This window comes from Bradyrhizobium sp. R2.2-H (assembly GCF_004346455.1).
Taxonomy (GTDB): Bacteria; Pseudomonadota; Alphaproteobacteria; order Rhizobiales; family Xanthobacteraceae; genus Bradyrhizobium; species Bradyrhizobium diversitatis.
Genome location: NZ_SMBR01000010.1, coordinates 131,112 through 153,719 on the forward strand (window position 1 = coordinate 131,112; position 22,608 = coordinate 153,719).

Here is a 22,608-nt window from a genome sequence, read left to right on the forward strand (position 1 = left end):
GAGCCCGATCAAGGCGTTAACCACCCGGATGGCCGCTGCCCGGCTCAAGCCCCCAGGAGCTCCCGGAGCTGACGCTTCAGCACCTTGCCGTTGGCATTGCGCGGCAACGGGTCTGCCGTGATCGCCATGGTTTCGGGCACCTTGTAGTCCGACAGCCGCTCCGCGCACCAGGCCCGCAACTCGGTGTCCGCGACCGAGCTGCGCGTCACCACGACGGCGTGGACGCGTTCGCCCAGCACGGGGCACGCTCTGGCAATGATCGCGCTCTCGACCACGGCCGGATGCCCCGCCAGCACGGATTCGACCTCGGCCGAATAGATCTTCAAGCCTCCGCGATTGATCATGTCCTTCTGCCGGTCGAACACGCGAACGAACCCGTCCGCATCCACCGAGCCGAGGTCGCCCGAGTGCCAGAACCCGCTGGTGAAGCTTTCGGCCGTGGCTTTGGGGTTGTTCCAATAGCCCTTGATGACGGAGGCGCTCTGGATCCAGAGCTCGCCGATCTCGCCAGGAGGAAGCTCCCGCCCGTCCGATCCCATGGCGATGATGCGCGCGCCGGGACACGGCAGGCCGACGCTGTCGATGTGGCTCGCCGTCAATTCGCCCGGCATGATCGTCGACGGCGATGTCGTCTCGGTCGCGCCGTAGCAATTCATCAGCTTCAGGCCGGGAATCTTCGCCTTGAGCTTCTCGATGGTCGCGACCGGCATCGGCGCGCCGCCAAAGCCGCCGATGCGCCAGCTCGACAGATCGTGGCCGTCGAAATCGGGCTGCAGCAGGCAGAGATTGTACATCGCCGGCACCATCACCGTGTAGGTGACGCGCTCGCGCGCGGCGAGCTTGAGGTAATCGGCGGCCTTGAACTCCGGCATGATGATCAGCGCGCCGCCGCAGCGGATCATGGTGGTGATGTTGGCGACGACGCCGGTGACATGGCCGAGCGGCACCGCTGCGATGGAACGGTCGGCTTCCGTCAATTGCAGACAGGAGACGAAGACCATCGAGGAATGCACGATGTTGCAATGGGCCAGCATCGCGCCCTTCGGCTTGCCCGTTGTCCCCGAGGTGTAGAGGATCATCGCGGTGTCCTCCTCGCCGACATCGACAGGCGCCGCTGCCGACGGGTTGTCGGCGAGCACCGCGAAACGCGACAGAGCCGGATCATCGTCGACGGCGATACGGTGCATCACATCGGGCACATCCTGCGCATCCGGCAGCCGCTCGGCGAGCGCCGCTTCGTGGATCAGTATCCTTGCGCCGCAATCGGTCAGCACATAAGCGATTTCCGGTTTCTGTTGGCGCGTGCCGAGCAGCACCGTCACCAGCCCCTCATGCGCGGCGGCAAACAGCAGCAGGGGAAACTCGACGCGGTTACCGAGCAGGATCGCGATACGGTCGCCGCGCTGCAATCCGAGCCTGCGAAATCCCGCGGCAATCCGTGCGGCCTGCTCCACGGCCTGCTGCCAGCTCAGGCGGACATTCCCCGCGATCAGCGCTTCACCGTCGGGATTGCGGGCGCAGGCTTCCGCGATCATCGCCCACAGGCTCGCCGGCCGATCCCGGAAGGCGGGCACGACCCGATCGCCAAAGCGCGCCTCGTACCGCATCGGCGGGATCTGCGAATGCGACCAATCCATCGAAGGCCCTCGGCTTGTTGCTCTTACTAGCTTCCGCGCATGGACATCGGGGTCTCGTCTTGTGCTGACCGGCTAGACGCCGATGACGGGAACACCGATCACGACGGGATGGAATGCGAACGCCAGCGCCAAATAGGCGACGATGCCGACCGCAACTGCGATCAGATCGTTGGTGATGCCGCCGACCGGAATCGGCGGGCCGCCGGCGTCGGTGCGATGCTTGAGCGAAATACGGTCATACACCGCCCAGCCCAGGAACGAGCCGAACAGGATGATGGAGCCGAGATCGCCATTGGCGAGCAGGTGCGCGGCGGCCCACAGCTTGATGCCGGCCAGCATCGGGTGCTTCAATGTCGCATAGATGCGGCCGCGCAAGTAAGAGGCGACCACCAGGATGACCGCGGGCAGCATCAATGCGAGCGTGATGTGCTTCATGGCCTTCGGCGGATACCAGACGTCGATCCAGCCGGTGGCGCGATAGTGCGCATAGCCCCAGATGATCATCGCGAGCCCCGCCAGCGAGATGAGCGAATAGAGGATCTTGTAGGACCCCTCGCCCAGCCTTGCGATCGCCTCGGCGCGCATCTCGCGTTTGGTGGTGAACACATGCGCCGCAAAAAACAGCGCAAGCCCCAGGATCATGACCAGCAGACCCACGACATCCTCCCCTTTTGACCAGCGCCCCAGCCTCTGAGGTATCATCGATTGGCTCGCGGTCGCAACTCTTCCTCCTCATGGTGAGGAGGCGCATCAGCGCCGTCTCGAACTATGCAGGCCCGGCTGCGCGACAGCGGGGCCTTTCATCCTTCGAGACGCGCGCAATGCGCGCTCCTCAGGATGAGGAGACGGAGCGGTGCTACTTCGCAAGCTCGCGATTGTCGACATAGCGGATCGCGATCGGCTTGCCCGCCAGCGCACCGCCAAAGCCGCTGGTGAATTTCAGCGGCAGGCAGGCCTTCAACGATGCGTTGATGGCATTGAGATAGGTCGCGCGTGTGTCGGCGGGGACGCCCGCGGTCGCAAATGTCATGCGCGGCGGGCCGATCAGCCCGCCCGATCGGTTGAGGCTGAACCGCACCGACATCTGCATGTCCGCCCGCGCCTGGTCAGCGGGAGGAGGTGACCAACACGAACGCAGTTCGGCGAAGAGGTCGCCGATCGTATCAAGGTCATGATCGGGTCGCCGGTACTTCGCAATGTCGGCTTGCGACGGAACGCTCTCGACCGTGAGCTGGAGAGTCTCGCCGAATGGAAATGGAATTTCGGTGATGCAAGGTCCCTGAAACGGCCCGCCGCACGGCTCATACGAGAACGGCTCCTCTTCGAGAGGGCGGCTCCGCGCGTCGGCGACGGCCGAGATTGTTACCAGCAACAGAAGAACATGAATGCAGCGCCACATGCGTCGAGACCGAAATGGTATTTGCAATAAGTGGCAACGGCTGTGAAAGGTTCAAGGCTGGCCGCGATGGTTCGCTTCACTCGATAATCTGATCCGCTTGTGCCACCAGCGTGGGCGGCAAACTCAGCCCCAGCGCGCTGGCCGTCTTGAGATTGAGCAGGAACTGGAATTCGTTCGGCTGCTGGACTGGTAAGTCCGCAGGACGGGCCCCTCTCAAGATGCGGTCGACATAGTCCGCCGAGCGACCGACAAGATGCGAGATCGAGACTCCATAGGACATCAGCCCACCGTCCGTGACGAAGAAAGGGAACGGATACATCGCCGGCAGACGGTGCGCAGCCGCCAAGTCGAGAATCAATCGCCGGTGAACGATTGGAAATGCGTCGGGAAAGATCAGCAACCCGCCGTATGGCTCCTCCGCAAAGCGGGAGATTGCCTGTTCGAGCTCGGCGGCATTGTGCGCCGGCGCCGGAACAAGCTGGAGCTGGACTGCCGGAATGAACGCCTCCACGGAGGGCATCAAGATCATGGGTGCTGTTCGCGGATTGAAGACCGCGGCGACCCTTCGTATCGCCGGTGCCGCCTGCTTGAGCAGTTGCAGCCACTTGCCGGCCATGGCGGGCTCGAACGTCGTGAAGCCCGTAATGTTTCCACCCGGCTTGCCGAGACTTTGCACGAAACCGGCACCCACTGGATCGGCAACGACCGTGAAGACAATCGGCAAGGTCGGCGCACGTCGCCTAAAGACTTCCACCGACGGAGTACTGATTGCCAGAAGCACGTCCGGCCGCATATCCACCAGTTCGGCCGCCTGGGCATCCGCCAGATTCGGATCGCCGGCCCACCAGCGATATTCGATATGGATGTTACGTCCCTGCTCCCAACCGAGTTCACCCAGACGCTGTCTCAGTTTTTGGTAGCTGGCCTGGCTCTCCGGATCGCTGGCCTTGCCTCCCGCCAGCGCACCGATTCGCCGCACATCACCTTGCGCGGATGCGCCAAGTGGGGAGGTCGCCGCGCCTGCAGCGAGCATGATGAATTCGCGCCGCCTCATGACCGTCTACCTCGCTGTGCGTTGCCGTCCAGCATCACGGAGAACGTCCGGGAAACACTACCCCTTCTTCTTGACGTCCTTGACGTTGCTGAACTCGATGCCCTCGGCGCGCTCCCGAGTGTAGCCGAGATAGAATTCGTTCCGGGCGAGATACACGGGATCGCCGTCGACATCGTCGGCGATGCTGGAAGTGTTGGCAGCGATGAAGGCGTCGAGCTTCTTGCGGTCCTCCGAGGAGACCCAGCGCGCCAGCTGAAATTCGCTGACCTCGAACTCGACCGGAAGCGAATATTCCGCCTCGAGCCGCGCCTTCAGCACGTCGAGCTGGAGCGCCCCGACCACGCCGACCAGCGCCGGGGCGCCGTCGCGCGGGCGGAACACCTGCACCACGCCCTCTTCCGACATCTGCTGCAGCGCTTCCTTCAGCTTCTTCGCCTTCATCGCGTCGGTGAGCCGGACGCGGCGGACGATTTCCGGAGCGAAGCTCGGCACGCCGACGAAGTTGAAATCCTCCCCTTCCGTCAGCGTGTCGCCGATGCGCAGCGTGCCGTGGTTGGGTATGCCGACGACGTCTCCGGCGAAGGCTTCGTCCGCGACGGAGCGATCCTGCGCGAAGAAGAATTGCGGGCTCGACAGCGGCATGCTCTTGCCGGTGCGCACGAGCTTGGCCTTCATGCCGCGGCTGAGCTTGCCGGAGCAGAGCCGCGCGAAGGCGATGCGGTCACGGTGGTTCGGATCCATGTTGGCCTGGATCTTGAACACGAAGGCGCTCATGCGCGGATCTGTGGCCTCGACCTTGCGCTGGTCGCTGTCCTGCGCACGCGGCTCAGGCGCGAACTTGCCGAGACCTTCCAGCAGGTCGCCGACGCCAAAATTGCGTAGCGCGCTGCCGAAATAGACCGGCGTCAGATGACCTTCGCGGAACGCCCCGAGCTCGAACGGCTTCGACGCCGCCGTGACGAGCTCGAGCTCGTCCTTCACGGCAGCGACGTCGAGATTGGCGTTGAGCTTGGCGAGTTCCTCGATCTCGATCTGCTGCGCCGCACCGGTCTTGGCGCCGCCGCCTTCGAGCAGGCGCACGCCGCCATTGACGACGTCATAGGTGCCGAGGAAATCGCGGCCGCGACCGACCGGCCAGGTCATCGGCGTGGTATCGAGCGCCAGCGTCTTCTCGATCTCGTCGAGCAGCTCGAAAACGTCGCGGCTCTCGCGGTCCATCTTGTTGATGAAGGTAATGATCGGGATGTCGCGCAGGCGGCACACCTCGAACAGCTTCCGGGTGCGCGCCTCGATGCCCTTGGCGGCGTCGATCACCATGACGGCGGAATCGACCGCGGTGAGCGTGCGATAGGTGTCTTCCGAAAAGTCCTCGTGGCCCGGTGTGTCCAAGAGGTTGAAGACGAGGCCCTCGAATTCGAAGGTCATCACCGAGGTCACAACCGAGATGCCGCGCTCGCGCTCGATCTTCATCCAGTCCGAACGGGTGTTGCGCCGCTCGCCCTTGGCCTTGACCTGGCCGGCGAGATTGATGGCGCCGCCGAACAGCAGCAGCTTCTCGGTCAGCGTGGTCTTGCCGGCGTCTGGATGGGAGATGATCGCAAAGGTCCGCCGCCGCGCCACTTCAGCGGCAAGCGGGGAACGGGCCGGCGATTCGGCTGTGGTGATGGCGATGTCGGACATGGCGGGAGCGTGTGGCAGGGAAAACGGGCCTGATCAAGCCTCATTTGGTGATTGCGGAGCCATTCGGCCAGCCCCATATCGGCTTTCGGGAAGGACGGCCTTCCGTTTCTCAGCACCTCAGCCGCGGGGACGACCCTGCCTGAAATGGAGGGGTCGTCATGGCCTGGAGCATCCTGTTTGTCGCCGGACTTCTCGAGATCACCTGGGCGATCGGCCTGAAATACACTGAGGGGTTTACCAGGCTTGTGCCGTCGGTGATCACCCTGGTTGCCATGGCCGGCAGCGTCATCTTGCTCGGATTTGCGCTCAAATCCCTGCCCGTCGGAACCGCCTATGCGGTCTGGACCGGCATCGGCGCGGTGGGCACCGCGACGCTCGGCATCGTCCTGTTCGGCGAGCCGGCAACGGCCATGCGCCTTGCCAGCATCGCCCTGATCGTCGCCGGGATCATCGGACTGAAGCTCGTCACTTGACGAAGATCTGGACCAGCCACCACGTCAGCGCCGCGACGATGGCCGAGGCCGGGATCGTGATCACCCAGGCATAGACGATCGAGCTCGCGACGTTCCAGCGGACCGCCGAGACGCGGCGGGCGGCGCCGACGCCGACGATGGCGCCGGTGATGGTGTGAGTGGTCGAGACGGGAACTCCGAGATAGGTCGCCATGAACAGGGTCGCGGCGCCCCCCGTTTCGGCGCAGAAGCCCTGCATCGGCGTCAATTTCGTGATGCGCAGGCCCATGGTGCGGACGATACGCCAGCCGCCCATCAGCGTGCCAAGCGCCATCGCGGCCTGGCAGGACAGCACCACCCAGAACGGCACCGAAAACTCGCTGCCGAGATGCCCCTGCGAATACAGCAGCACCGCGATGATGCCCATGGTCTTCTGCGCGTCGTTGCCGCCATGACCGAGCGAATAGAGCGAGGCGGAGGCGAATTGCAGGATGCGAAAGGCGCGATCGACCGCGAACGGCGTGGAGCGCACCGAGGCCCAGGAGACGATCGCCACCAGCATCATGGCGAGCAGGAAGCCGACCAGCGGCGACAGCACGATTGCCAGCACCGTCTTGGACAGGCCGCCCCATACCGCGGCCGAAATCCCCGCCTTGGCCATGCCGCCGCCGACGAGGCCGCCGATCAACGCGTGCGACGACGAGGACGGGATGCCGAGCGCCCAGGTCACGAGGTTCCAGACGATCGCGCCGACCAGCGCTGCGAAAATCACCTGGGCGTCGACGACCGCGGGATCGATGATGCCGGTGCCGATGGTCTGGGCGACGTGCAGTCCGAACACCATGAAGGCGATGAAGTTGAAGAAGGCGGCCCAGAACACCGCGAATTGCGGCCGCAGCACGCGGGTCGAGACGATGGTCGCGATCGAATTGGCGGCGTCGTGCAGGCCGTTCAGGAAGTCGAACAGCAGCGCGACGGCGATCAAGCCGACCAGGATGGGAAGACCCAACGCGGCATCCACGGCGGCCTGCCTTACACCTTGCGCACGATCTCCGCGCAAACGCGCTTTGCGTTTGTCGCGAAGGAAAACCGCAGGACACTTTTCCGGATCATGCGTTACACCTGCTCGATGACGATGCTGTTGATCTCGTTCGCGACGTCGTCGAAGCGATCGGCAACCTTCTCGAGATGGTCGTAGATCTCGGCGCCGACGATGAAGTCCATCGCATTGCCCTCGCGATGCTTCAGGAACAGCTCCTTCAGGCCGATGTCGTGGAGATCGTCGACCCGGCCCTCCAGCTTGCCGAGCTCTTCGGTGATGGCGGTCAGCATGGCGACGTTCGGGCCGATCGATTGCATCAGCGGCAGCGCACGCCCGACCAGATTGGCGCATTCGATCAGGAGCCCGCCGATCTCGCGCATGGGCGGCTCGAAGCTGCGGACCTCGAACAGCATGACCGCCTTGGCCGTCTGCTGCATCTGGTCGATGGCATCGTCCAGCGACGTGATGAGGTTCTTGATGTCGCCGCGGTCGAACGGTGTGATGAAGGTGCGCCGCACCGCCGTCAGCACCTCACGGGTGATGTTGTCGGCGTCGTTCTCGAACTGGTTGACGCGCTGGCAATAGACCGGCGTCTCCTCGCCCCCATTGAGCATGCCCTGGAGCGCGATCGCGCCCTGGATCACCGTCTGAGCATGCCGGTCGAACAGATCGAAGAACCGTTCTTCCTTGGGAAGGAACGCACGAAACCAACGCATCATGGGGATAGGCTACCGGTTGGAAATGGTCAGGCCCGGAGGTCTGTCATAAAACTGTCATAGACCATTTTCGAGCCGCGCGCGTGTCATCTCACGCCCACGGAGCCGGGTCATCCACCGCTTTCACGCACCAATAAAATTGGCGGAATTTCAATTACTTAGAGCGACCGGCGGAAGTAATGCGCGATTTCTCCGACGACACCGCGGCGGAAGGTGAGCACGCAGATCACGAAGATCGCGCCCTGGATCACCGTCACCCACTGGCCGAAGCCTGCCAGATATTGCTGCATGGCGATGATGACGAAAGCGCCGACCACGGGGCCAAAAATGGTGCCGAGACCGCCGACCAGCGTCATCAGCACGACTTCGCCCGACATGGTCCAATGCACGTCGGTGAGCGAGGCGTTCTGCGCCACGAACACCTTCAGCGAACCGGCAAAGCCCGCCAGGGTGCCGGAGAGCACGAAGGCGAGGAACTTGTACTGGTCGGTGCGGTAGCCGAGCGAGATCGCCCGCGGCTCGTTCTCGCGGATCGCCTTCAGCACCTCGCCGAACGGCGAGTTGATGATGCGGAAGATCAGGAGGAAGCCGGCAAGGAAACCCGCCAGCACGACATAATAGAGCACCGTGGGCTTGGTGAGATCGAGGACACCGAACATCTGCCCTTGGGGTATGCCCTGGATGCCGTCCTCGCCGTGGGTGAACGGCGCCTGAAGGTAGATGAAGTACAGGAGCTGCGACAGCGCCAGCGTGATCATCGAGAAATAGATGCCCTGGCGGCGGATCGAGATGTAGCCCGTGATGATCGAGAGCACGAAGGCCGCGGCGATGCCGACGAGAATGCCGAGCTCGGGCGGCAGCGCCCACACTTTCAGCGCATGCGCGCTGCAATAGCCGGCCGTACCCAAGAACATCGCGTGGCCGAACGACAACAGGCCGCCGTAGCCGATCAAGAGATTGAAGGCGCAGGCGAGCAGCGCAAAGCACAGCGCCTGCATCACGAAGAACGGGTAGACGCCGGTGAACGGTACCACGGCCAGCAGCAGCGCCATCAGCACGAACACGATCATCTCGTCGCGCATCGCGCGCGGGGTTGCCGGCAGCGTGTCGTCCGTCAGGGTTGTCATCTCAGGCCGCCCTTCCCGTCAATCCCGTTGGCTTCACCAAGAGCACCAGCACCATCAGCACGAACACGACGGTGTTGGACGCCTCGGGGTAGAAATATTTGGTCAGGCCTTCGATCACACCGAGCGCGAAGCCGGTGATGATGGAGCCCATGATCGAACCCATGCCGCCGATCACGACCACCGCGAAAACGACGATGATGAGGTCGGCGCCCATCAGCGGCCGCACCTGGTTGATCGGCGCCGAGAGCACGCCGGCAAGCGCGGCAAGGCCGACGCCGAGACCATAGGTCAGCGTGATCATGCGCGGCACGTTGATGCCGAAGGCACGCACCAGCGTCGGATTTTCGGTGGCGGCGCGCAGGTAGGCGCCGAGCTGCGTCTTCTCGATCAGGAACCAGGTCGCCAGACATACGACCAGCGAGAACACGACGACCCAGCCGCGATAGACGGGCAGGAACATGAAGCCGAGATTCATGCCGCCCCTGAGCTGATCCGGAATGGCGTAAGGCAGGCCGGAGGAACCGAAATAGTTCTGGAACACGCCCTGCACGATCAGCGCGATGCCGAAGGTCAGCAGCAGGCCGTAGAGATGATCGAGCCCGGTCAGCCATTGCAGCATGGTCCGCTCCAGGATCATGCCGAAGGTGCCGACGATGATGGGCGCGAGCAGCAACGCCCACCAGTAGTTGATGCCGCCGAGGTTCAACAGGAAATAGGCCACGAAGGCGCCCATCATGTAGAGCGCGCCATGGGCGAAATTGATGATGTTGAGCATGCCGAAGATCACGGCAAGCCCGAGACTGAGCAGCGCGTAGAACGAGCCGTTGATCAATCCCACCAGTAGCTGAGCGTAGAGAGCCTGCATCGATCCCGCACCCGGTCCCTTCTATTCCTCAACAACAGGCCGGCGCCGTTGCGCGCCGTCCTGCATCGTTCACGGTTACTTCTTCACCAGCGGACAGGCGCTTTCCGACAGCGGCCGGAAGGCCTGGTCGCCGGGGGTCGTGCCGACCAGCTTGTAATAGTCCCAGGGCCCCTTGGATTCCTCGGGCTTCTTGACTTCGAACAGATAGGCGGGATGAAGCTTGCGACCGTCCACGCGGATCGTTCCCTTGCCGAACAGCGGATCGTCCGTCGGCATCTCCTTCATCTTGGCGACCACCTTGGCCCCGTCATGCGGGTTGCCACCCATCGCCTCCAGCGCCTTGAAATAGTGCAGCAGACCCGAGTAGACGCCGGCCTGCACCATCGAGGGCATCGCCTTGTTCTTCATGCGCTCGGAAAAGCGCTTGGAGAACGCGCGCGTACCGTCGTTCATGTCCCAATAGAAGGTCTCGGTGAAGTTCAGGCCCTGCGCCACCTTCAGGCCGAGCGAGTGCACGTCGGTGATGAAGAGCAGCAGGCCCGCAAGCTTCTGGCCGCCCGAGACGATGCCGAACTCCGAGGCCTGCTTGATGGTGTTGGTGGTGTCGCCGCCGGCATTCGCCATGCCGATGATCTTGGCCTTGGAGGCCTGCGCCTGAAGCAGGAACGACGAGAAGTCGGCAGTGTTCAGGGGATGCTTGACATTGCCGATCACCTTGCCGCCCGACTTCACCACGACCGCGGCGGTGTCGCGCTCGAGGGCGTGGCCAAAGGCGTAGTCCGCGGTGAGAAAATACCATGTGTCGCCGCCCGCCTTCACCAGCGCCTGCCCGGTACTGTTCGCCAGCATATAGGTATCATAGACCCAGTGGATCGTGTTCGGCGAGCATTGCGCGTTGGTGAGATCCGACGTCGCCGCGCCCGTGTCGATCAGGATGGAGTTCTTCTCTTTGACGATGTTGTTCACCGCCAGCGCAACGCCGGAGTTCAGGACATCCATGAAGATGTCGACCTTCTCGACGTCGATCCATTGCCGGGCAATCGTGGAGCCGATGTCGGGCTTGTTCTGATGGTCGGCGGAGATCAGGTCGAGCTTCCAGCCCTTGGCAGCGAGCCCGGAATCCTCGATCGCCATCTGCGCGGCGACGGTCGAGCCAGCGCCACCGAGGTCGGCATAGAGTCCCGAATTGTCGGTCAGCACGCCGATCTTGATGTTCTTGTCCTGCGCGATTGCGCCACCTGCCGCGCCGAGCGCCAAGGCCGTCCCGAGCAACATTGCCGAAATGCTGTGCTTCATAATCCGCCTCCCAATATCCCTTTGATAGTCGCTCTTGATCGTCCGGCCTGCTCGGCTAAACACCGAGATAGGTGTGGAGCTTGTCCATGTTGGCGGCAAGCTCCGCGTTGGAAAACCCGTCAATGATCTTGCCGTGCTCGACCACATAGTAGCGGTCGGCCACGGTCGAGGCGAAGCGGAAGTTCTGCTCGACGAGGAGGATCGTGAAGCCCTCCTTCTTGAGCCGCGCAATGGTGTGGCCGATCTGCTGGATGATGACGGGCGCAAGGCCCTCGGTCGGCTCGTCCAGCATCAGGAAGCTCGCGCCGGTGCGCAGGATGCGCGCGATCGCGAGCATCTGCTGCTCGCCGCCCGACAGCTTGGTGCCCTGGCTACCCAGCCGCTCCTTCAGGTTCGGAAACAGATCGAAGATCTGATCGAGCGGCAGTCCGCCCTCGCGGACGACCGGCGGCAACATCAAATTCTCCCGCACGTCGAGGCTGGCGAATATTCCCCGCTCCTCCGGGCAGAACGCGATGCCCATGCGCGCGATCCTGTCGGAGGTCGCGCGGATGATCTCCTGGTTGTTGAACTTCACCGAGCCGGTGCGCTCGCCGATGATGCCCATGATCGACTTCAGCGTGGTGGTCTTGCCCGCGCCGTTGCGCCCGAGCAGGGTGACGACCTCGCCCGCGTTCACGTCGAAGTTGATCCCGTGCAGGATGTGAGACTCGCCGTACCAGGCTTCGAGGTTGCGGACCTGGAGGATAGGTCCGCCGGTCGCAGCCCTGGCCGGGGCCTCGGCGATCGCAGTGTCAGGCATGACCGGCTCCCAGATAGGCTTCCTTGACGCGCTCGTCCTTGGTGAGCTCGGAGTAATGGCCCTGCGCGAGCACCTGCCCGCGCGTCAGCACGGTGATGATGTCGGAGAGATTGGCCACGACGCTCAGATTATGCTCGACCATGAGGATGGTGTATTTCGCCGAAATGCGCTTGATCAGTGCCGCGATCTTGTCGATGTCCTCGTGGCCCATGCCGGCCATCGGCTCGTCGAGCAGCATCATCTCCGGGTCGAGCGCCAGCGTGGTTGCTATCTCGAGTGCGCGCTTGCGCCCGTAGGGCATCTCGACCGCCGGCGTGTTTGCAAACTCGCTGAGGCCGACATCGCTCAGCAGCTCGCGCGCGCGATCGTTGAAGCGGTTGAGCACGGACTTGGAGCGCCAGAAATCGAACGAAGAGCCGTGCTGACGCTGAAGCGCGACACGGACGTTCTCCTGCGCGGTGAGATGCGGAAACACCGCCGAGATCTGGAACGAACGCACGAGGCCCATGCGGGCCACATCCGCCGGCGCCATCGCGGTGATGTCCTGCCCCTTGTACAGGATTTTCCCGGCCGACGGCTTGAGGAACTTGGTCAGAAGATTGAAGCAGGTCGTCTTGCCGGCCCCGTTCGGGCCGATCAACGCATGAATGCTCCCACGGCGAACCTTGAGCGCAACGTCGCGGACGGCAAAGAAGCCCGCGAACTCCTTGGTCAAGCCTTCCGTTTCGAGAATGAACTCATCGGCCAAACAGATTTCCCCCTGCCCGCGCGAGGCGCGTGGCTGTCCTTGTTGCTTCGGCTGTCCGGAGGACTTGCAGCCCACCCGGAGCGCCGCCTCCGGGCGCGGAATATGCCGGAGGTGACGGGGGTTAGGCAAGGCGGAAAGCTGAGCAGGTCAGGCCTCCGGCTGGGATACAAATGCTCCCTTAGTCGGAGATCTCTGGATGTCGTGCCTGCCCGGCCTCCCGGTTCGCAAGGCACCGGCCATCAAGCCGTCGTTAACGGTCTTTCGTTCCGTGCGCCAGCCTTCATCGAAAATTTTCCCACAAGCGGGATCATGCGCGCGTCTTCACGTGCGGAGAATATTGCTTTGGATTTTGCAACCGCCGCTCCCTCCGTCGTCAAATCGATCCGGCAACGCGATCTCCTGAACACGTGGCTGCGACTTTATACGCGCCAGCAGATCGCGCCGGCGATCTGGGAGTATCAGCCCGCGCGACTCGAGGAAGAGCTCTCGGATCTCATCTACTATACAGTCGAATTTCCGACGCCGACGCCGCGCCTCGTCATCCAGAGCGAAGGCACGCGCATCTCGCGTGCCTATGGACATACCGGCAAGGGCGTTCTGCTCGACGATTATGTCGGACCGCGGCTCGCCCCGTTCGTGATGCCGATCTATCATGAATGCGTCGCGCGCGGGTTGCCCGTTTACAGCGTCGCCAATGTCGAGGACGTCTACGGGCGCATCGTCGCCTATGAGCGGCTGCTGCTGCCCTTCCAGACCGACGGCAAGATCTGTCATGTCATCGCGTCGATCAAGACGTTCTGCGAGGACGGCGGCTTCGAGATCAAGAACCTGATGCGCGGAAATGACGCGCTGCCGCGTCCAAAGCTACGCGCTGTGATCGATCGGGAGCTGTTTCATCGCGCCCCTGCCCGCATCGCCCCCGCAGAGACGGTCGAGTTCTCCGACCAGCCAGAGCCCGGCATCACCGCCGAGATCATCGAGCTGAACTAGCGGTCAGCGCCCTTTGGCGCCGACCTCCTTGGCATAGACATCCGGCTTGAAGCCGACCAACAGCTTGCTGCCGATTTCCAGCACCGGCCGCTTGATCATCGATGGTTGCGCTAGCATCAATGCCAATGCCTTCTTCTCGCTCAAGCCCTCCTTGTCGGAGTCCGGGAGCTTCTTGAAGGTCGTCCCGGCGCGATTGAGCAGCGTCTCCCAGCCGACCGTGTCGCTCCACTGCTTGAGCTTGTCCTTCTCTACGCCCGCCGCCTTGTAGTCGTGAAACTCATAGGGCACGCCATGAGCATCGAGCCAGGCGCGGGCCTTCTTCATGGTGTCGCAGTTCTTGATGCCGTAGATGATGTTGGACAAGACGTTTCCTCGCGCATGCGTGATGCTTCGGTTGCGGCGTTGTACGAAACTCCGGTTCGCGCGACAATATTGCGGACCACCCCAACTCTCCGAGCGGACATCCCATGCACGTTACCCACGATCCCGCAGCTACCGCCTCACCGACGATCGACTTCAACAGCTTCCTCGCGGTCGATGTCCGTGTCGGCACCATCGTCGACGCCAAGCCGTTTCCGGAGGCGCGCAAGCCGGCCTGGCGGCTGTGGATCGATTTCGGCCCCGCCATCGGCGTGCGCAAGAGCTCGGCCCAGATCACCGAAAACCACCCGCTCGAGACCCTCGTTGGGCAACAGGTCGCGGCCGTCGTCAACTTCCCGCCGCGCCAGATCGGCCCGGTCGTGTCCGAGGTGCTGACGCTCGGCTTCCCCGATGCAAATGGCAAGGTCGTGCTGGTGCAGCCGAGCAAGCCCGTGCCGAACGGCGGACGCCTGTTCTAGGGACGGTCACGGCCGCTTCGGAATGTTCAGCCCGCGCTGCACCGCCGGACGCGCCAGCCCGCGTTCGAGCCAGGCGCCGACCGCCTTGAACTGGCCGAACCCCACGAGATCGCCGGCGCCGTAGAACCCGATGAGATTCCGCACCCAGCCGAGCATGGAGATGTCGGCGATGGTGTAGTCGTCACCCATGAACCATTGGCAGCCGGAAAGATGCGTCTCCATCACGCCAAGCAGGCGTTTGGACTCATTGACGTAACGCTCCAGCGGTCGCTTGTCCTCGAAATCCTTACCGGCGAATTTGTGGAAGAAGCCGATCTGGCCGAACATCGGTCCGACGCCGCCCATCTGGAAGTGCAGCCATTGCAGCGTCTGATAACGTCGCGCGGCATCCTGCGGCAGCAGCTTGCCGGTCTTCTCCGCGAGATATTGCAGGATCGCCCCGGACTCGAACAGCGCCAATGGTTTCCTGTCGCGGGGACCGCTGGGATCGAGGATCGCCGGAATCTTGCCGTTGGGATTGAGCGAGAGAAATTCCGGTGTCTTCTGGTCGTCCTTGCCGAAGTCGATCAGATGCACCTCATAGGGCAATCCGATCTCCTCCAGCATGATCGAGACCTTGACGCCGTTCGGCGTCGGCAGGGAATAAAGCTGGAGCAGCTCGGGATGTTTCGCAGGCCAACGCTTGGTGATCGGAAAGTTGGAGAGATCGGACATCGGGACTTTGGAGCTGATGTTGAAGCGCCTAATCTAAGTGAGGCGCGCAGGGGTGCAAGGTTCAATTAGAGCAGTCAATAATTGATCTCCATCCGCAGGCCGCGCGGATCGAGCTTGCCGTCGCTGACAGATTGCGTGCTGTCGCGCGCTGCGACGGCGCAGGCGCAGGCGTCGATGAGATCGTCGCGGCCGATGCCGGTGCCGTGGCGTAGCTTCAACCATCGCTCGATCCTGGTGAAGCCGCGGTCTCTCAGCAGCGCCATGCGCTGCTCGCGGCCGCGCGGCGAGGTCTTTGGTTCGAGCCGTACGCGCCCGGCCAGATTCCAGAAGATCAATTCGGGATGCGCTTCGCCGATCGTCGCCTGCCGTGCCGGCGTCATGACCTCGTCGACCTCTCTGATCTTGTCCCTGATATTCCAGAGCTGCGCCGATACTCCCCTGCCCTTGCCTTCATGCGTCCAATAGAAGCGGTTGGCCGCCGCCATGTCGGGAAAATTCCAGAGGTCGCGGCGCGCACCGAGAAACACGGCGGGGCCAATCAGCTCGCGGGCGCGCAGATCGCAAGCGCGGTAGCCACTTGGATTCAAGCCGATCGGCATGTCGATCATCGCACGCGCATGCGGCAGCGCGAGCAGACGCGTCAGGCCCGGCGAGTAGTCGAAGCCGTGATCGCCACGCTCGTCGATCCAGGCGGCGACCCAACCGAAGCGAAATCCATCGAGGCCGAGATAGTTTGGCACCTCATGCGTCCGTCATTGCCAATTTCTTCGCGCGCGTCGCTTGACATCCGCAGGTTGCGGGCGTATGTCCCGCGCCCTCGCAAGCACTTCCGTTTGCGACAGACACCATGAACCGAGCGATGTCGTACCGCTACGAAAGAATTGTCCGCATGCCGAATAGCCCAAAGCTATTCGATTGCGCATGCCCGGCTCATGGGAGCGATCTTGCCTGACCGCAAGATCGGCAGTCCGCTTCTCACGGACCCTCCCGAGCCTGCCGCTCCGGAGGGTTTTTTATTGCCCGCCGCGCGGCTCCTCAGAACATCCCGGCCATGGCCGGAACGAGAGACCCGGATCTCGGGGCTCGCGCTGGAGAGGCGCGCGCCCAAGTGCGCGGGGCCTGCCGGAGGGAACGAGGCGATGAGCCGGACACCGATGGCAGAGCGAACCCGAAGGGTTCGCAAGATGCGGCGCGTCGACAGCGCCGCGATAGAACTTTTGTAACTCGGTTTGCCGCGATCATCGCGGCTCAACCGACGCTGGTGGTGAAGATGTCGGATACTTCTCCACACGGCGAAGCGGGTATGCCTCCCGCCTTTGACACACGCACCGGGATGCGGCCTCGGAAAAGGTACGCACGCGGCCCGGCGCAGGTCCATCCGCAAGGACGGTCCTGTGTTGTCGTCACTGAAGCCGATATCGCCCGTTCCCCAGCGTACCCCTCAACGGCCGGTGCGAAAGCACTGGCCTGGCGGTGGTGAAGATGTCTGTTACTTCGTGGTAAAGGCGCGAAAGCGCCGAGCAGGTTCGAGCCCTGCGCGCCGAAAGGCGGATCGCCCGCAAGGGCAGCAACAGCATCGATCGTTCCCCGCCAACCCCATCACGATCCGTGGTGAAGATTTCTGTTACTTCGCCTGCAACGCGAGAGGTCGCGGGTTCGAATCCCGCCCGGTGTCCCATGCACCGGTAGCTCAGAGGATAGAGCGCTTTCCGGCAAGCTTGCGCTTGCCGGGTCACAGCAATCGCCTGTTCCCGGATCGTGTCCCCTAAGCCACCGCCGGTGGTGAAGAGCGCTGTTACTTCGGTGTCGGAGGTTCGAATCCTCCCGGACGTCAGTCCGTAGCTCAGCGGGTAGAGCACGAACAGCCTCGCTTGTTCCCCGGCACCCGTTTCAATCCCCGTCAACCCAAGAGGAGGCCATCATGGTCAGGCTCAACAAGATCATTCGCGCCTTCACGCGGGAGGGCGCGCGCGCCGTGCGCTTCACGCCCGAGATGGAGCTGAAGCGCGCGCTGATGAACTGCCTCCTGTGGGAGGACCAGTTCTATGAGGACGGCGTCGCGATCGCCGACCGCATCAAGGCGCTCGTGCCCAAGGTCGCGCCCGCCAAGGTCGCGCAGCTTGCGATCGAGGCGCGTGAGGTGATGAAGCTGCGGCACGCGCCGCTGCTTGTCATCCGCGAGATGGCGCGGAGCGAGAAGCACCGTACCCTCGTGGCCGACACCCTCGCCCAGGTGATCCAGCGGCCCGACGAGATGACGGAGCTGCTCGCGATCTACTGGGCGGATGCGCTGGGGCCGATGCAGCAGCGCAAGCGTCAGCCGGTCTCCGCGCAGGTCAAGAAGGGTCTTGCCCGCGCGCTGACCAAGTTCGACGCCTACCAGCTCGCCAAGTGGGACCGCGACGGCGCGGTGCGGATCAGGGACGTGCTGTTCCTGGTCCACGCCAAGCCAAAGGATGCCGAGCAGGAAAAGGTGTGGAAGCAGCTCGTCGACGGCGAGCTCGCCTCCCCCGACACTTGGGAGGTTTCGCTCTCGGCCGGCAAGAACAGGCGCGAGACCTTCGAGCGGCTGATCGCCGAGAAGAAGCTCGGCGGCCTGGCGCTGCTGCGCAATCTGCGGCTGATGCAGAACGCGCAGGTCCCGCGCGAGACCATCGCAGGCGCGATCGAGGCGATGCGGACGGATCGTATCCTTCCCTATCGCTTCATCACGGCGGCGCGCTATGCGCCGGACTTCGAGCCCGAGCTCGAGGCTGCGATGCTCAAGTCGATCAAGGACCATGTGCGGCTTCCGGGCCGCACGCGGCTCCTGATCGACGTCTCGGGCTCGATGTTCGCGACGCTCTCCGCGCAGTCGGAAATGACGCGCGCGGAGGCGGCGTGTGGTCTTGCCATCCTCGCGCGCGAGATCTGCGACGAGGTCGAGATCTTCACCTTCTCCAACGAGGTCGTGAAGGTCCCGCCCCGCCGCGGCTTCGCGCTCAGGGATGCGATCATCAACTCGCAGCCGCATGGCGGAACCTATCTAGGCAAGGCCGTGACGGAGATCGACCGCAAGGGCGATCGCCTCATCGTCTTCACCGACGAACAGAGCCACGACCAGGTGCCCGAGCCCAGGGCGCGCGGCACCATGGTCAACGTGGCCTCGTATCAGCACGGTGTCGGCCACGGCGCCTGGACCCGCGTCAACGGCTTCTCTGAAGCCGTGGTCGCGTGGATCGCGGCGTCGGAGACGACGTTGAACTGACGCGCAACAACAGCGGCCCCGGACGCGAGACGCGCCCGGGGCCTTTCAAAATCTCTGAAATGATCCGCCGCCCCGGTTAGGGTGGGGGTGGAATGACAAGGACTCACGACCATGCGACGACCCGATCCCTACATGGAACGCGCCCGCGAGCTCTGCCTCGCCGCCGGTGTCGATCCCGACTCGCGCGTCGGCGAAGGACGCGGCCAGCCCGCCTGGTGCTTGTACAAGGACGCCGCGCGCAAGGAGCATCTGGCCCGCGAGGCCAATGCAACCGCGAGCTCGATCGCCGCGTTCCGAATGCAGGACGCCCGCTTCCAGAATGCACCGCTGAAGGTGTTCGGTCCGCACGAGGACGCGACGATCGCGCAGATGCGCAACTGCATGGCGGTCGGCAACGTCGTCTCCGGCGTGATCTGCGCCGATGGCCATCTCGGCTATGCGCAGCCGGTCGGCGGCGTCATCGCCTATGAGAAGCAGATCAGCATCTCCGGCGTCGGCTTCGACATCGGCTGCGGCAACATGGCGGCCCGGCTCGACACGCGCTTCGACGACATCGCGGGCCTTGTCCCGACGATCATCCGCGACGTCGCCAAGACGATCTCGTTCGGCGTCGGCCGTGCCAATGCCGAACGGGCCGAGCACGCGCTGTTCGACGACGGCGATGCCTGGCGCGAGAGCGACATGGAGGCCTACCGTCAGAAGGCGGTGAGCCAGCTCGGCACGGTCGGATCAGGCAACCATTATGTCGACCTCATGCGCGACGAGGAAGGCTTCGTCTGGATCGGCGTCCATTTCGGAAGCCGGGGTCTGGGCCACACCTCCGCGACGCGCTACCTCAAGGCCGCCGGCGGCAAGGACGGCATGAACGTCCCGCCCGCCGTGGTCGACGAGGACAGCGAACTCGGTCGCCGCTACATCGCGGCGATGCAGCTGGCCGGGCGCTACGCCTATGCGGGCCGCGAATGGGTCGTCGAGCGCGTCCGCCAGATCATCGGCGGCAGCGTGACCGAGAGCGTGCACAACCACCACAACTATGCCTGGCGTGAGAACCACGACGGCAAGGATCTGTGGGTGGTGCGCAAGGGCGCGACACCGGCGTTTCCCGGCCAGAAGGGATTCGTCGGCGGCTCCATGGGCGACGACGCCGTCATCCTCGAAGGCGTCGACAGCCCGGAAGCGAGGGCCTCGCTCTACTCGACCGTGCACGGCGCCGGCCGCTTGTTCGGACGACGGGAAGCAAAGCGCCGCTTCTCGCGCGCGGAGATGGACCAGTGGCTCAACGAGCGCGGCGTCACCTTGATCGGTGCCGACCTCGACGAGAGCCCGATGGCCTATCGCCGCCTGCCGGACGTGCTGGCGCAGCACGCCGGAACCGTGAAGGTGCTGCACACGCTGCGACCGTTCGCCGTCGCCATGGCCGGCGAAGGCGAGTTCGATCCTTGGAAGGACTGAGGACAGCATCGCGAGCGGGAGGCAACGCCTTCCGCTCGCTTTGCTTTGTCGCGGCAGAGCTCGATGACCGGGCCGCCGCGTTCCGCGTCAGCCCGCGCCGACCGCCTGATAGGCCAGGCGCTTGAACTCGAAGAAGAACGGATTCCAGAAGCCCATGTAGCGCTGGGCCATCAGCACGCCGGCGGTATTGGCTTCGGGGCAAATCCACCAATGGGTGCCGGCAAGGCCGCCCCACTGGAATTCGCCGGTCGAGTTCGGCGGATCGAACGGTGTCGGAGCGAAGGTGACAGCGCCGCCGAGGCCGAATCCCTTGCCGGGGATCGGGCCGAGATTGGCGAAGCGGATGGTCTGCCCCGCGGGCAGCTGGTTCGTCATCATCTGCCGCAGCGTGTCCGGCTTCAGCAGCGTGTCCGAACCGGGCAGCAGCGCGCGGACCAGCGCCAGCATATCGGGTAAGGTCGAGACCAGACCGCCACCGCCCGACAGCCGCGGCAATTGCCGCCGATAGGCTTGCGGATAAGGCAGATGGTCCGCCCGGGTGAGGCCGGGCTTCATGGGATCGAGCACATCAGCGCCATTGTAGAGCGCGACCAGCCTGCCCTGCTGCGCCTCCGGCACGTGGAAGCCGGTATCGGTCATGCCGAGCGGATCGAAGATGCGCAATTTCAGAAAGACATCGAGCGCCTGGCCGGAGACGACCTCCACGAGACGGCCGAGCACGTCCGTCGCCACCGAATATTCCCAGGCCGTACCAGGGTGATAGGACAGCGGCAGCTCGGCGAGCTGGTCGATCAGGTCGGTTAGCGGCGTCAGCGGATTGAGCACGCGCGCCTCGTTGTAGCCTTTGAACAGCACCGTGCCGGGATCGAAGATGCCGTAGCTGAGACCGGAAGTATGGGTCAGGAGCTGGCGGATCGTGATCGGGCTCTTCGCCGGCTCGACGTCCGAAAGACTTGCCGCACCCTGCTTGAGCACCTTGCGATTGCCGAGCTGCGGCAGGAATTTTTCGACCGGATCATCGGGCCCGATGCGGCCTTCCTCCACCAGCAGCATGATCGCGCAGGTGACGAAGATCTTGGTGTTCGAAAACGCGCGGAAGATATGGTCGGGCCGCAGCGTCGTGTTCGCCTCTCGGTCGGCAAAGCCGACGCATTGCTGATCGACCACCTCGCGGCCGCGCAGCACGGCCCAGGATACGCCGGGAATGATCTCCTGATCGACGTAGCGTTGCATCGCCGTCCGTACGGCGGAAAAATCAGGTGTTCTGGCGTCCATGTGCTCCCCCCAATTGTGGTTGGAATCGATATAGCGCGATTTCGCAGGATATGAAGCCCACCCCGCGGGTCATCCCTGCTTCATCAGCACGGTGACCTGCAGCCGACGCCGAATCCGCATGCCCTGCCGCTGGTACAGCGCAATCGCAGAGCTATTGCTCGAAAACACGTGCAGGAACGGAATCTCGCCGCGCGCCTCGATCCGGCGCGCGACCGCCGCGAGCAGCGCCTGCGCATAACCGCGTCCACGATAGTCCGGATGCACGCAGACGGCCGTCATCTCGACGAACTTTCCCGGCTTCATCCGCTCTCCCGTCATCGCAACCAGTTCGCCGCCGGCGCGAATTCCGAGGAACGTGCCGAGTTCATGGGTACGCAGCGCGAATGGACCGGGCTTCGTCAGCTCGGTCAGCGCCATCATCGCGGGAACGTCGGCAGCACCCAATGTGACGATCTCGGCATCACGAAGCAAGCTGTCGGCCGGCGAGCCGATCATCTGCTCGCCGGGCTCGGCGAGCAGCACCTTGAAGCCGGCGGGAATTTCGACCGGCTCGGGCGTGAACAGCACCGCGACTTGCGAGCCCGACATGAGATCGCCGAGCGCCGCAAAACTTGCCTCGGACATGTCGACCATGTCGGCAAACGGCGTCATGTCGATGGGATAGCGCCGCGCGAGCGGGCCACCCTCGGCCAAGTGCTTGTGGCTCGTCGTCAGCGCGCTCCAGATCGGACGATCCAGCAGCGCCTCATCGCTATCGGACATCGGCCTAGTCCTTGTCGAAGCTGACGATGACGGCGGCGTTGGCGATGAGAATGGGGTCGTTGGCCACTTCCGTGGCCGAGGGGATCTCCAGCCCGCCCTTGACCGCAGTGACGGTCACGGTGCCGTAGGGCAGCTCTTTCGCAACCGCTTCCTTGTCCACCGCCTCGGGGTTGGGCACGCCGATCGTGACGTCGACGAACATGTCGTTGGCCGTCTTGCCGATCATCCGGAAGAAGCCGAGGCTGGAATGCCTGATGGCATCCGACACTGCACGCTTGGCCGCCTTGGTGGCATCCCTGCCGTGAACGTCGACGCCCATGCCCATCTCGGTGACACAACGAACGCGAGGCATTTGATATTCCTGTGGTTGGTGTGGTGATTGAATGATTGTGTGTCGGCGATTGGAGACCACGACATAAGTTAGGTTTCCTCTCGTGTCCCGGACGCGCTGCAACGCCATAGCGTGTCGAAGACGCGCGTAAACGCGCTTGTGGCGTTGCTGCGCAGAGCC

Annotated in this window: 23 protein-coding genes; 5 read left to right on the forward strand and 18 right to left on the reverse strand. The window is 63.8% G+C overall.

Translation table 11 applies throughout. From position 1 onward, the window contains the following. Nucleotides 1-44: 44 nt before the first annotated feature. From EDE08_RS25310 to EDE08_RS25330, 5 genes are all read right to left on the reverse strand, one after another. The gene (locus EDE08_RS25310; RefSeq protein ID WP_131871518.1) at nucleotides 45-1,637 is read right to left on the reverse strand and encodes a class I adenylate-forming enzyme family protein; all 1,593 of its coding nucleotides are present in this window, start codon (nucleotides 1,635-1,637) and stop codon (nucleotides 45-47) included. A 72-nt stretch (nucleotides 1,638-1,709) separates the two neighbouring features. After that, nucleotides 1,710-2,294, reverse strand: a complete 585-nt coding sequence (locus tag EDE08_RS25315; protein ID WP_124158857.1) for an NnrU family protein — start codon at nucleotides 2,292-2,294, stop codon at nucleotides 1,710-1,712. Nucleotides 2,295-2,493: 199 nt separating this feature from the next. Then, the gene (locus EDE08_RS25320; RefSeq protein ID WP_131871517.1) at nucleotides 2,494-3,036 is read right to left on the reverse strand and encodes a UCP034077 family protein; all 543 of its coding nucleotides are present in this window, start codon (nucleotides 3,034-3,036) and stop codon (nucleotides 2,494-2,496) included. A gap of 76 nt (nucleotides 3,037-3,112) precedes the next feature. Further along, nucleotides 3,113-4,090, reverse strand: coding sequence for an ABC transporter substrate-binding protein (locus EDE08_RS25325; protein WP_131871516.1), 978 nt, complete (start codon nucleotides 4,088-4,090; stop codon nucleotides 3,113-3,115). Between the two features lie 57 nt (nucleotides 4,091-4,147). Continuing rightward, nucleotides 4,148-5,770, reverse strand: a complete 1,623-nt coding sequence (locus EDE08_RS25330; RefSeq protein ID WP_131871515.1) for a peptide chain release factor 3 — start codon at nucleotides 5,768-5,770, stop codon at nucleotides 4,148-4,150. A 158-nt stretch (nucleotides 5,771-5,928) separates the two neighbouring features. Here EDE08_RS25330 and sugE point away from each other — a divergent pair, with 158 nt between their 5' ends. Next, nucleotides 5,929-6,243 carry a quaternary ammonium compound efflux SMR transporter SugE gene (sugE, locus tag EDE08_RS25335; RefSeq protein ID WP_061876712.1) on the forward strand — a complete coding sequence of 105 codons (315 nt, stop codon included), beginning with the start codon at nucleotides 5,929-5,931 and terminating at the stop codon, nucleotides 6,241-6,243. On the opposite strand, the gene EDE08_RS25340 is transcribed toward sugE, so the two are convergent. The 7 genes from EDE08_RS25340 to EDE08_RS25370 form a co-directional block, all read right to left on the reverse strand. Further along, on the reverse strand, nucleotides 6,236-7,243 hold the full coding sequence (locus EDE08_RS25340; RefSeq protein WP_131871514.1) for an inorganic phosphate transporter: 1,008 nt from the start codon (nucleotides 7,241-7,243) through the stop codon (nucleotides 6,236-6,238). The genes sugE and EDE08_RS25340 overlap by 8 nt on opposite strands. 95 nt (nucleotides 7,244-7,338) lie before the next feature. Continuing rightward, nucleotides 7,339-7,983 carry a DUF47 domain-containing protein gene (locus EDE08_RS25345; protein WP_131871513.1) on the reverse strand — a complete coding sequence of 215 codons (645 nt, stop codon included), beginning with the start codon at nucleotides 7,981-7,983 and terminating at the stop codon, nucleotides 7,339-7,341. Nucleotides 7,984-8,138: 155 nt separating this feature from the next. Continuing rightward, on the reverse strand, nucleotides 8,139-9,107 hold the full coding sequence (locus EDE08_RS25350; RefSeq protein WP_131871512.1) for a branched-chain amino acid ABC transporter permease: 969 nt from the start codon (nucleotides 9,105-9,107) through the stop codon (nucleotides 8,139-8,141). 1 nt (nucleotide 9,108) lies between these two features. Further along, entirely contained in the window at nucleotides 9,109-9,972 is an 864-nt protein-coding gene (locus EDE08_RS25355) for a branched-chain amino acid ABC transporter permease (protein ID WP_131871511.1), read from the reverse strand. 75 nt (nucleotides 9,973-10,047) lie between these two features. After that, nucleotides 10,048-11,268, reverse strand: coding sequence for an ABC transporter substrate-binding protein (locus EDE08_RS25360; RefSeq protein WP_165936160.1), 1,221 nt, complete (start codon nucleotides 11,266-11,268; stop codon nucleotides 10,048-10,050). Nucleotides 11,269-11,323: 55 nt separating this feature from the next. Then, nucleotides 11,324-12,070 carry an ABC transporter ATP-binding protein gene (locus EDE08_RS25365; protein WP_131871510.1) on the reverse strand — a complete coding sequence of 249 codons (747 nt, stop codon included), beginning with the start codon at nucleotides 12,068-12,070 and terminating at the stop codon, nucleotides 11,324-11,326. Continuing rightward, a complete protein-coding gene (locus EDE08_RS25370; RefSeq protein ID WP_131871509.1) occupies nucleotides 12,063-12,818 on the reverse strand; it encodes an ABC transporter ATP-binding protein in 756 nt (251 codons plus the stop codon). The genes EDE08_RS25365 and EDE08_RS25370 overlap by 8 nt, the downstream gene beginning before the upstream one ends. Before the next feature lie 309 nt (nucleotides 12,819-13,127). On the opposite strand from EDE08_RS25370, the gene EDE08_RS25375 reads away from it, so the two are divergent. After that, nucleotides 13,128-13,808, forward strand: coding sequence for a hypothetical protein (locus tag EDE08_RS25375; protein WP_131871508.1), 681 nt, complete (start codon nucleotides 13,128-13,130; stop codon nucleotides 13,806-13,808). A 3-nt stretch (nucleotides 13,809-13,811) separates the two neighbouring features. On the opposite strand, the gene EDE08_RS25380 is transcribed toward EDE08_RS25375, so the two are convergent. Next, nucleotides 13,812-14,171, reverse strand: a complete 360-nt coding sequence (locus tag EDE08_RS25380; RefSeq protein WP_131871507.1) for an ArsC family reductase — start codon at nucleotides 14,169-14,171, stop codon at nucleotides 13,812-13,814. Nucleotides 14,172-14,275: 104 nt separating this feature from the next. Between EDE08_RS25380 and EDE08_RS25385 the strand changes: the two genes are divergently transcribed. After that, entirely contained in the window at nucleotides 14,276-14,647 is a 372-nt protein-coding gene (locus tag EDE08_RS25385; protein WP_131871506.1) for a tRNA-binding protein, read from the forward strand. A 6-nt stretch (nucleotides 14,648-14,653) separates the two neighbouring features. Here the strand turns inward: EDE08_RS25385 and EDE08_RS25390 are convergent, their stop codons facing one another. After that, nucleotides 14,654-15,361, reverse strand: coding sequence for a glutathione S-transferase family protein (locus EDE08_RS25390; RefSeq protein WP_131871505.1), 708 nt, complete (start codon nucleotides 15,359-15,361; stop codon nucleotides 14,654-14,656). A gap of 74 nt (nucleotides 15,362-15,435) precedes the next feature. After that, complete coding sequence (locus EDE08_RS25395) at nucleotides 15,436-16,101, reverse strand: DUF429 domain-containing protein (protein WP_131871504.1); 666 nt, start codon at nucleotides 16,099-16,101, stop codon at nucleotides 15,436-15,438. A gap of 1,181 nt (nucleotides 16,102-17,282) precedes the next feature. Between EDE08_RS25395 and EDE08_RS25400 the strand changes: the two genes are divergently transcribed. Both EDE08_RS25400 and EDE08_RS25405 read left to right on the forward strand, forming a co-directional pair. After that, nucleotides 17,283-18,608, forward strand: a complete 1,326-nt coding sequence (locus tag EDE08_RS25400) for a TROVE domain-containing protein (protein WP_131871503.1) — start codon at nucleotides 17,283-17,285, stop codon at nucleotides 18,606-18,608. A gap of 111 nt (nucleotides 18,609-18,719) precedes the next feature. Further along, nucleotides 18,720-20,060 (forward strand): RtcB family protein, encoded by a 1,341-nt coding sequence (locus tag EDE08_RS25405; RefSeq protein WP_131871502.1) that lies wholly within the window; start codon nucleotides 18,720-18,722, stop codon nucleotides 20,058-20,060. A gap of 87 nt (nucleotides 20,061-20,147) precedes the next feature. Here EDE08_RS25405 and EDE08_RS25410 read toward each other — a convergent pair whose 3' ends face one another. From EDE08_RS25410 to EDE08_RS25420, 3 genes are all read right to left on the reverse strand, one after another. Further along, nucleotides 20,148-21,335, reverse strand: coding sequence for a serine hydrolase domain-containing protein (locus EDE08_RS25410; RefSeq protein ID WP_131871501.1), 1,188 nt, complete (start codon nucleotides 21,333-21,335; stop codon nucleotides 20,148-20,150). A 69-nt stretch (nucleotides 21,336-21,404) separates the two neighbouring features. Next, the gene (locus EDE08_RS25415; RefSeq protein WP_131871500.1) at nucleotides 21,405-22,097 is read right to left on the reverse strand and encodes a GNAT family N-acetyltransferase; all 693 of its coding nucleotides are present in this window, start codon (nucleotides 22,095-22,097) and stop codon (nucleotides 21,405-21,407) included. A gap of 4 nt (nucleotides 22,098-22,101) precedes the next feature. Then, nucleotides 22,102-22,449 carry a Lin0512 family protein gene (locus EDE08_RS25420; RefSeq protein ID WP_036000921.1) on the reverse strand — a complete coding sequence of 116 codons (348 nt, stop codon included), beginning with the start codon at nucleotides 22,447-22,449 and terminating at the stop codon, nucleotides 22,102-22,104. Nucleotides 22,450-22,608: the final 159 nt, after the last annotated feature.

Bases quoted from the DNA above. Each gene is read 5' to 3' on its own strand.
- EDE08_RS25360 (WP_165936160.1), bottom strand. From the start codon at position 11,268: ATGAAGCACAGCATTTCGGCAATGTTGCTCGGGACGGCCTTGGCGCTC.
- EDE08_RS25390 (WP_131871505.1), bottom strand. From the start codon at position 15,361: ATGTCCGATCTCTCCAACTTTCCGATCACCAAGCGTTGGCCTGCGAAA.
- EDE08_RS25350 (WP_131871512.1), bottom strand. From the start codon at position 9,107: ATGACAACCCTGACGGACGACACGCTGCCGGCAACCCCGCGCGCGATG.
- EDE08_RS25420 (WP_036000921.1), bottom strand. From the start codon at position 22,449: ATGCCTCGCGTTCGTTGTGTCACCGAGATGGGCATGGGCGTCGACGTT.
- EDE08_RS25400 (WP_131871503.1), top strand. From the start codon at position 17,283: ATGGTCAGGCTCAACAAGATCATTCGCGCCTTCACGCGGGAGGGCGCG.
- sugE (WP_061876712.1), top strand. From the start codon at position 5,929: ATGGCCTGGAGCATCCTGTTTGTCGCCGGACTTCTCGAGATCACCTGG.
- EDE08_RS25330 (WP_131871515.1), bottom strand. From the start codon at position 5,770: ATGTCCGACATCGCCATCACCACAGCCGAATCGCCGGCCCGTTCCCCG.
- EDE08_RS25375 (WP_131871508.1), top strand. From the start codon at position 13,128: ATGCGCGCGTCTTCACGTGCGGAGAATATTGCTTTGGATTTTGCAACC.
- EDE08_RS25405 (WP_131871502.1), top strand. From the start codon at position 18,720: ATGCGACGACCCGATCCCTACATGGAACGCGCCCGCGAGCTCTGCCTC.
- EDE08_RS25310 (WP_131871518.1), bottom strand. From the start codon at position 1,637: ATGGATTGGTCGCATTCGCAGATCCCGCCGATGCGGTACGAGGCGCGC.
- EDE08_RS25385 (WP_131871506.1), top strand. From the start codon at position 14,276: ATGCACGTTACCCACGATCCCGCAGCTACCGCCTCACCGACGATCGAC.
- EDE08_RS25355 (WP_131871511.1), bottom strand. From the start codon at position 9,972: ATGCAGGCTCTCTACGCTCAGCTACTGGTGGGATTGATCAACGGCTCG.
- EDE08_RS25410 (WP_131871501.1), bottom strand. From the start codon at position 21,335: ATGGACGCCAGAACACCTGATTTTTCCGCCGTACGGACGGCGATGCAA.
- EDE08_RS25345 (WP_131871513.1), bottom strand. From the start codon at position 7,983: ATGATGCGTTGGTTTCGTGCGTTCCTTCCCAAGGAAGAACGGTTCTTC.
- EDE08_RS25415 (WP_131871500.1), bottom strand. From the start codon at position 22,097: ATGTCCGATAGCGATGAGGCGCTGCTGGATCGTCCGATCTGGAGCGCG.
- EDE08_RS25365 (WP_131871510.1), bottom strand. From the start codon at position 12,070: ATGCCTGACACTGCGATCGCCGAGGCCCCGGCCAGGGCTGCGACCGGC.
- EDE08_RS25320 (WP_131871517.1), bottom strand. From the start codon at position 3,036: ATGTGGCGCTGCATTCATGTTCTTCTGTTGCTGGTAACAATCTCGGCC.
- EDE08_RS25325 (WP_131871516.1), bottom strand. From the start codon at position 4,090: ATGAGGCGGCGCGAATTCATCATGCTCGCTGCAGGCGCGGCGACCTCC.